A 7,919-nucleotide genomic window follows, 5' to 3' on the forward strand; every position below is an offset into this window, starting at 1 on the left:
GCCTTCGGCTCAGAGGGCGGGGCTCAGAGGGTGGAGCGCAGCCACTGCTCGACGCTGGCGATGTGCACGGTCGCCCAGGAGCGGGCGGCCTCCGCGTCGCGGTCGCGCAGCGCGGACAGGATCGCCTGGTGCTCGTGGAGGGTGCGGCTCACCGCGTCCTGCTGGGTGAGCCCGCGCCAGACCCGGGCCCGGGTGGTCGGCCCGGACAGCCCGTCGAGCAGCGAGCAGAGCACCGAGTTCCCCGACGCCTGCACGATGCCGCGGTGGAACTCCAGGTCGGAGGCGACCAGTTCCTCGACCGAGGGGTCGGGGCCCAGCGCGTCCAGCTTCCCCTGGAGCGCGTCGAGCTCCTGCTCGGGGATCCGCAGGGCCGCCATCGCGGTCGCGGCCGGCTCCAGGATCCGCCGGACGGCCAGGAATTCGAGCACGGTGTCGTCGCGGTGGAAGTCCACCACGAAGCTCATCGCCTCCAGCAGCAGCTGCGGATCCAGGCTCGTCACATAGGTGCCGTCGCCCTGGCGCACATCCAGGATCCGGATCAGGGACAGCGCCCGCACCGCCTCCCGCAGCGAATTGCGCGACAGCCCCAGCTCCGCGGCGAGCTCGCTCTCCTTCGGAAGCCGGTCGCCGGGCCGCAGCGCCCCTGAGACGATCATTTCCTTGATCTTCTCGATCGCCTCGTCGGTGACCGCCATCAGCGACCTCCCCCTGTCCTGGTCCCGCTAGCCGCCGCCAGACCTCCGATGTATGCGGCCATTATGCCCCCGCAGGGGCCGCTGTGCGGACTTCATGCCGACGCTTCTGCCGGGCCAGGGTTCGTGAGTGCCGCATTGGTTCGCCGGGTCCGCCGGGCAGTCGGTTCGTCCTCAATCGCCGGACGGGCTGACTTCACTGCGCTACGCGCCCGCGTAGCGGGCCGGCGGGGCGCCCACCGTGGCGGTGAAGTCCCTGGTGAGGTGGGCCTGGTCGCTGTAGCCGAGGTCGGCGGCGAGGGCGGCCCAGTCGATGCCGACGCCCTGGTCGGCGCGGGCGGCGGCCTCGTGGAGGCGGGCCCGGCGCAGCACCCACTTGGGGCTGGCGCCGACGTGTTCTGCGAAGAGCCGCTGGAGCCTGCGGACCGACACCCCGAGCTCGTCGGCGACCTGGTCCACGCGGAACAGCGCCGGGGACGCGGTGATCCGGTCGACCATGGCCGCGACCTCCGCCGTGACCGGATCAGGGGCGGCGTCCGGGTCCGGCAGCAGGCTCAGGAGGAAGGTTTCGGCCGTGGCGACCATGGCGGATACGTCGGACGCCCCGAGGATCGTCCGCTCCGCCTCGGTGACGGCGGGCCCGAACAGCTCCGTGGCGGGCACCGCCCGGTCGGCGAGGTCCGCGACCGGCGAGCCCAGCAGGGGACGGAAGCCGCCGGGCCGGAACTTGATGCCCAGCACCTGGCCGCGGTCGCGCAGCACCCGGGTGAACACCCCGCGCTGCACCCCGTAGACCGCGGTCGCGGGCGCCTCGAAGACCAGGTGCACATTCGGGTGCGAGAGGACCTTCTGCTCGTGCGGCGGCTGCCCGCGCAGGTCCCAGCGCACCATCCAGTAGAACTCCACGTACGGAGCCGCGGCCGCGCCCGGTTCCTCCCGCAGCAGCTCGAACTTGGTCGCCGCCACGGCTGGACGGAGCACTCCCCGCCCCATCCCAGGGGTCGTCATACGGCCAGCCTAGGGGCTGTGAGCTGTCGCGTTTGTTCAATACGGGCCCCGCCCGCGGTTCTACCGTGAGATCCATGAACCTGTATCCGCACCTGGCGCGCAGCGCCGAAGAAGCCGCTCGCATCGCCCGCACCATCAAGCCCGAACAGCTCACCGCGCCGACCCCGTGCGCCGAGTTCGACGCGCGCACGCTGATCAACCACTGGGTGCTCTACACCTCCCACGGCCTGGAGCACCGCGCCCTGCGCACGACCCTTCCCGAGGAGCTCACCGAGCACGATTTCACCGCGGACCCCGCATGGGCCGAGGCGTACGCCGCCCAGCTCGACCGGGCCCTCGCCGCCTGGGCGAGGCCCGAGGCGTGGGAGGGCGGCATCGACATGGGCGGCGCGGAGATGCCCGCCGCCGATATCGCCGCGATGCTGCTGCTGGAGATGGTGCTGCACGGCTGGGACGTCGCGAAGGCGGTCGGCCAGGAGTTCCGCACCGATGAGGAGACCAGCGCGGTGGTGCTCGCCGCCGTCGCGGCGCAGGCCGAGATGTTCCGCCAGTACAAGGGCTTCGCCGAACCCGTCGAGATCGCCGCGACGGCCACCGACTTCGAGCGCGCGCTCGCTCTCTCCGGCCGGGACCCGGACTGGAGCGCATGATCCAGCAGCCGGACGCACAGCGCGACGGCCGGGTGAGCGGGGGATCCCCGCTCACCCGGCCGTCGCGACCAGGGCGTACCGGACGGCTCAGGCCCTGCGGGCGAGCATGTCCTCGACCCGGGTCCTGACGTCCTCGGTGTCCAGACCGCGCACCGTCAGCGTGGTGCGGCGGCGCAGCACGTCGTCCGCCGTCTGCGCCCACTCGTGGTCGCGGGCGTACACGACCTGGGCCCAGATCTCCGGTCCGTCCTCGTGGATCCGCTCACCGAGCGCGGGGTCCTCGTTGACGAGCCGGGCGATGTCGAAGGACAGCGAACCGTAGTGGCTCGCGAGGTGGCGCGCGGTCAGCGGGTCCATCCGCATGCCCGGCTCGCGGTCCACCAGCAGCCGGTGGGCGACGGCGTTCGGATTGGCGAGGCCGGGCAGCGGCATCCGCCGGGGCAGCAGCTTCTGCGGCTCCATGTCCTCGCCGAGCGGCCCGCCGGGCAGCTTCGCGAGCTTGTTCATCACCGTGCGGCCGATGTGCCGGTAGGTGGTCCACTTGCCGCCCGCCACCGACAGCATCCCGCCGCGGCCCTCGGAGACGACCGTCTCGCGCTTGGCCGACTCGACGCCGCCGGGCCCGCCCGGCAGCACCCGCAGGCCCGCGAAGGCGTACGTGATGAGGTCCCGGTCCAGGTGCTCGTCGCGTACGGAGAACGCGGCCTCGTCCAGGATCTGCTGGATGTCGGCCTCGGTCGCCCGGACGTCCGCCGGGTCGCCCGTGTACTCCTCGTCCGTGGTGCCCAGCAGCAGCTGGTCCTCCCACGGCAGCGCGAACGTGATGCGGTACTTGTCGATCGGGGTGGCCATGGCGGCCTTCCACGGCACCTTGCGCTTCATCACCACATGCGCGCCCTTGGACAGCCGGATGCTGGGCGAGGAGCCCTTGTCCTCCATCGTCCGCAGGTGGTCGACCCATGGGCCGGTGGCGTTGAGCACCAGGCGGGCGCTGACGCCGAACTCCGACCCGTCCAGCCGGTCGCGCAGCTCGGCGCCGGTGACCTTGCCGTGGGTGAAGCGCAGCCCCGTCACCTCGGCGTGGTTCAGCACCACGGCACCCGACTCGACGGCCGCGCGGACCGTCATGACGGCCATCCGCGAGTCGTTCATCTGGTGGTCGTGGTAGACCGCGACGGCCTTGAGGTTCGCCGTACGCAGCCCGGGGTTGTCGGCCGCGGCCTTCGCCGGGGAGATGACCCGGCCGACGCCGTCACCGAAGCCGGACAGCGCCGAGTACGCGAAGACGCCCGCGCCGAGTTTGGCGGCGCCGTGCGGGCCGCCCTTGTACACCGGCAGGTAGAACGTGAGCGGGTTGACCAGGTGCGGAGCCACGTCCTTGGCCAGCACCCGCCGCTCGTGGTGGTTCTCGGCGACCAGCTTGACCGAACCGGTCTGCAGGTAACGCAGCCCGCCGTGGACGAGCTTGGAGGAAGCCGACGAGGTGGCGCCGGCGAAGTCGCCGGCGTCCACCATCGCGACCCGCAGCCCGGATTGCGCGGCGTGCCAGGCGACCGAGGTGCCGAGAATGCCGCCGCCGATCACCAGTAGGTCGTACGTGGCGTGGCTGAGCAGCTCCCGGGTCTCGGAACGGCTGGGGTCGGTGCCGGCGGTCGGGTGCGTCCCCAGGGTGGGGACGCTCTGCAGGGTGGAAGACATTCTGATCAGTTCTCCTCTTCGATCCAGCCCATGGTCCGCTCGACGGCCTTGAGCCAGTTCTTGTACTCGCGGTCGCGCTTGTCCGCGTCCATCCGGGGGGTCCATTCGGCGGCCCGGCGCCAGTTGGCGCGCAGTGCGTCGGTGTCGGGCCAGAAGCCGACGGCGAGACCGGCGGCGTAGGCGGCGCCCAGGCAGGTGGTCTCGGCGACCATCGGACGGACGACGGGGGCGTCCACGAAGTCCGCGATGGTCTGCATCAGCAGGTTGTTGGAGGTCATGCCGCCGTCGACCTTGACCGCGGCCAGCTCGACGCCGGAGTCCTTGCTCATCGCGTCGACGATCTCGCGGGTCTGCCAGGCGGTCGCCTCGAGCACCGCGCGGGCCAGGTGCGCCTTGGTCACGTAACGCGTCAGCCCGGCGATCACACCGCGGGCGTCGTCGCGCCAGTACGGGGCGAACAGACCGGAGAAGGCGGGCACGAAGTACGCGCCGCCGTTGTCCTCGACGGAGCTGGCCAGCGTCTCGATCTCGGCGGCGCTCTTGATGATGCCCATCTGGTCGCGCATCCACTGCACCAGCGAACCGGTGACGGCGATGGAACCCTCAAGGGCGTAGACGGGCTTCTGGTCGCCGATGCGGTAGCCGACGGTGGTGATCAGCCCGTTGTAGGAGTTGACGGCCTTGTGGCCGGTGTTCATCAGCAGGAAGGTGCCGGTGCCGTACGTCGACTTGGCCTCGCCCTCCTCGAAGCAGGTCTGGCCGAACAGGGCGGCCTGCTGGTCACCGAGCGCGGAGGCGACCGGCACACCGGCCAGCACACCGGCGGCGGTGGTGCCGTAGACCTCGGAGGAGGAACGGATCTCCGGGAGCATCGTCATCGGGACACCGATGGACTCGCAGATCTTCTCGTCCCACTGCAGGGTGTGGAGGTTCATCAGCATGGTGCGGGAGGCGTTGGTGACGTCGGTGACGTGCACGCCGCCGTCCGGACCGCCGGTCAGGTTCCAGATGACCCAGCTGTCCATGGTGCCGAAGAGGATCTCGCCGCGCTCGGCGCGCTCCCGCAGGCCCTCGACGTTGTCCAGCAGCCAGCGGGCCTTGGGGCCGGCGAAGTAGCTCGCCAGCGGAAGGCCGGTCTCGCGGCGGAACCGGTCCTGGCCGACGTTGCGGCCCAGCTCGCGACAGAGCACGTCGGTGCGGGTGTCCTGCCAGACGATGGCGTTGTGCACCGGCTCGCCGGTCGTCTTGTCCCACAGAACCGTGGTCTCGCGCTGGTTGGTGATGCCGATCGCCTTGACGTCGGCGGCGGTGATGCCCGCCTTGTCGATGGCGCTCGCGACGACTTCCTGGACGTTGGTCCAGATCTCCGAGGCGTCGTGCTCGACCCAGCTCGGCTTCGGGAAGATCTGCTCGTGTTCCTTCTGGTCGACGGAGACGATGCGGCCGTCCCGGTCGAAGACGATGCAGCGGCTGGACGTGGTGCCCTGGTCGATCGCGGCGATGAAGGGCCCGGCGGTGTGTGCGTCGGTGTGTGCGTCGGTCACGATGTGCTCCTCAAGGGGTCTGCGTCGGTCGGACAGGATGGGTTACGCGAAGGCCAGCCGGTACAGGCCGCCCGCCAGAACGGCGCCGACGAGCGGGCCGACGACGGGGATCCAGGCGTAGCCCCAGTCGGAGCCGCCCTTGTTGCGCAGCGGCAGAAGGCTGTGCACGATACGCGGACCGAGGTCACGAGCCGGGTTGATCGCGTAGCCGGTGGGCCCTCCGAGTGACAGACCGATTCCGACGACCACCAGAGCGGTGATCAGGGCGCCGGTTCCGGACAGTGTGAGGGCCGGCGTCAGGCCCTGGGTGAGGACCGCCAGGACGAGAACGGCGGTGCCGATGATCTCGGTGGCGAGGTTCTGCACGGTGTTCCGGATCTCGGGGCCGGTGGAGAAGATGCCGAGGACCGGTCCGGCCGGGCCGCTGTCGGGTCCGAGCTCGGGAGCCAGCTCCTGGTCATCCATGTGCGCCTGGAACTGTCCGTAGTAGGCCACCCAGACCAGCGCAGCGCCGATCATCGCGCCGACCAGCTGGCCTGCTATGTAGAGCGGCACATGGCTCCACTCGCCCGTCTTGACGGCGATACCGACCGTGACGGCCGGGTTGAGGTGCGCCCCCGAGAGGCTGGAGGAGATGTACACCGCGGTGAGTACCGCGAAGCCCCAGCCGAAGGTGATGGCGAGCCATCCCGCGTTGCGGGCCTTGGAACTCTTGAGCGTGACGGCGGCGCAGACGCCACCGCCCAGCAGGATGAGCACGGCGGTACCTATGGTTTCGCCGAAGAAGATATGGCTGTTGGACACCGCGACTCCCTTGTTCGTACGTCCAATCAGGCGGACCGGGTCCCGTCCGGTGTTCGACAATGTCGACCGCCGAACGGCAGTTTTCTCTTTAACAACTTTCCCGTCAAGAGGTTGAGACCCAGGACTCCAGATCGTGACCGAGGACTTTAGAAACGTCCCGCGCCCAGGTCGCGCGACACGGCGCGGGCGCAGTCGCGGACCGCCGCCACCAGCCGCGCCTGGATCTCGCCGCCCTCGCAGACCCGCTCCACCGCGCCCGTGATCCCCACCGCACCGACCGGCATCCGCCGCCGGTCGAGGATGGGCGCGGCGACCGAGGCCACGCCCTCCCACGTCTCCTCCAGGTCGGCGGCCCAGCCCCGGGTCCTGGCGACCTCCAGCACGTCCTCGAACCCGGCCGGGTCCGTGATCGTGTGCGGGGTGAGCACGAGCCGCTCGTTCTCGGCGGCCTGGCGGTGCGCGACCGGGTCGAACGCCGCCAGCACCTTGCCCAGCGCCGAGCTGTGCAGCGGCTGCATGGCGCCCACCTCCAGCACCTGGCGGCTGTCGTCGGGGCGGAAGACGTGGTGCACGATCAGCACGCCCGACTGGTGCAGCACCCCCAGATAGACGGCCTCGCCGCTGGACCGGGCCAGGTCGTCGGTCCACACCAGGGCGCGGGCCCGCAGCTCGTGCACATCCAGATAGCTGTTCCCGAGCCGCAGCAGTTCGGCGCCCAGCTGGTACTTTCCTGACGCCGCGTCCTGCTCGACGAAGCCCTCCTGCTGGAGGGTGCGCAGGATTCCGTGCGCGGTCCCCTTGGCCAGGCCGAGGGAGGAGGAGATGTCCGACAGGCCCAGACGGCGCGCGCCGCCGGCCAGCAACCGTAGGATCGCGGCCGCCCTGGCCAGCGACTGAATCGGTCCGGGCATCCAGAAACCTCCGCAAGTCGTTCGACATTGTCGAACTCCATAGTCTCAGAGACGATTCTGACACCTTCGTCCACCCCTCGGAACTCTTTCGAGGCCCGAGCGGTACGCGGGCTACCCTGGCCGGGCACGTAAAGCCGACAGCCGTCGCACTTCTGGGAGAACATCCATGGCCTCGCAGTCCTCCTCCACGCCCGCCAGCCAAGCCCGAGCCGACGCTCTGCGTCAGGCGTTCGCCACCCGGGTGGTGGTGGCCGACGGCGCGATGGGCACCATGCTCCAGGCGCAGGATCCCTCGCTGGAGGACTTCCAGGACCTGGAAGGCTGCAACGAGATCCTCAATATCACCCGGCCGGACATTGTGCGGTCGGTGCACGAGGAGTATTTCGCGGCGGGTGTCGACTGCGTCGAGACGAATACCTTCGGCACCAATCTCGCGGCGCTCGGCGAGTACGACATCCCCGAGCGCATCTTCGAGCTCGCCGAATCCGGTGCCCGGTTGGCGCGTGAGGTCGCGGACGGTTTCGCGACGAGGGACCGGCCGCGCTGGGTGCTGGGTTCGGTCGGCCCGGGTACGAAGCTGCCGACCCTCGGGCACGCCCCGTATGCCGTGTT

Annotated in this window: 8 protein-coding genes; 2 read left to right on the forward strand and 6 right to left on the reverse strand. The window is 70.4% G+C overall.

Annotation, left to right across the window (positions count from 1 at the left end):
* Positions 1–23: 23 nt before the first annotated feature.
* Both QMK24_RS24560 and QMK24_RS24565 read right to left on the reverse strand, forming a co-directional pair.
* A complete protein-coding gene (locus tag QMK24_RS24560) occupies positions 24–695 on the reverse strand; it encodes a FadR/GntR family transcriptional regulator (protein ID WP_283468913.1) in 672 nt (223 codons plus the stop codon).
* 201 nt (positions 696–896) lie between these two features.
* Entirely contained in the window at positions 897–1,700 is an 804-nt protein-coding gene (locus tag QMK24_RS24565) for a helix-turn-helix domain-containing protein (protein WP_283468914.1), read from the reverse strand.
* Between the two features lie 74 nt (positions 1,701–1,774).
* Between QMK24_RS24565 and QMK24_RS24570 the strand changes: the two genes are divergently transcribed.
* Positions 1,775–2,350 (forward strand): TIGR03086 family metal-binding protein, encoded by a 576-nt coding sequence (locus QMK24_RS24570; protein WP_283468915.1) that lies wholly within the window; start codon positions 1,775–1,777, stop codon positions 2,348–2,350.
* A gap of 87 nt (positions 2,351–2,437) precedes the next feature.
* Here QMK24_RS24570 and QMK24_RS24575 read toward each other — a convergent pair whose 3' ends face one another.
* From QMK24_RS24575 to QMK24_RS24590, 4 genes are all read right to left on the reverse strand, one after another.
* A complete protein-coding gene (locus QMK24_RS24575) occupies positions 2,438–4,048 on the reverse strand; it encodes a glycerol-3-phosphate dehydrogenase/oxidase (protein ID WP_283468916.1) in 1,611 nt (536 codons plus the stop codon).
* 5 nt (positions 4,049–4,053) lie between these two features.
* Positions 4,054–5,592 (reverse strand): glycerol kinase GlpK, encoded by a 1,539-nt coding sequence (glpK, locus tag QMK24_RS24580; protein WP_283468917.1) that lies wholly within the window; start codon positions 5,590–5,592, stop codon positions 4,054–4,056.
* Between the two features lie 42 nt (positions 5,593–5,634).
* Positions 5,635–6,396, reverse strand: a complete 762-nt coding sequence (locus QMK24_RS24585) for an MIP/aquaporin family protein (protein ID WP_283468918.1) — start codon at positions 6,394–6,396, stop codon at positions 5,635–5,637.
* A 146-nt stretch (positions 6,397–6,542) separates the two neighbouring features.
* The gene (locus QMK24_RS24590; RefSeq protein ID WP_283468919.1) at positions 6,543–7,307 is read right to left on the reverse strand and encodes an IclR family transcriptional regulator; all 765 of its coding nucleotides are present in this window, start codon (positions 7,305–7,307) and stop codon (positions 6,543–6,545) included.
* A gap of 166 nt (positions 7,308–7,473) precedes the next feature.
* On the opposite strand from QMK24_RS24590, the gene QMK24_RS24595 reads away from it, so the two are divergent.
* The coding region (locus QMK24_RS24595) for a homocysteine S-methyltransferase family protein (protein ID WP_283468920.1) at positions 7,474–7,919 on the forward strand (446 nt) is incomplete at its 3' end.

The organism is Streptomyces sp. PH10-H1 (assembly GCF_030063355.1).
In the GTDB taxonomy this organism is placed as follows: domain Bacteria; phylum Actinomycetota; class Actinomycetes; order Streptomycetales; family Streptomycetaceae; genus Actinacidiphila.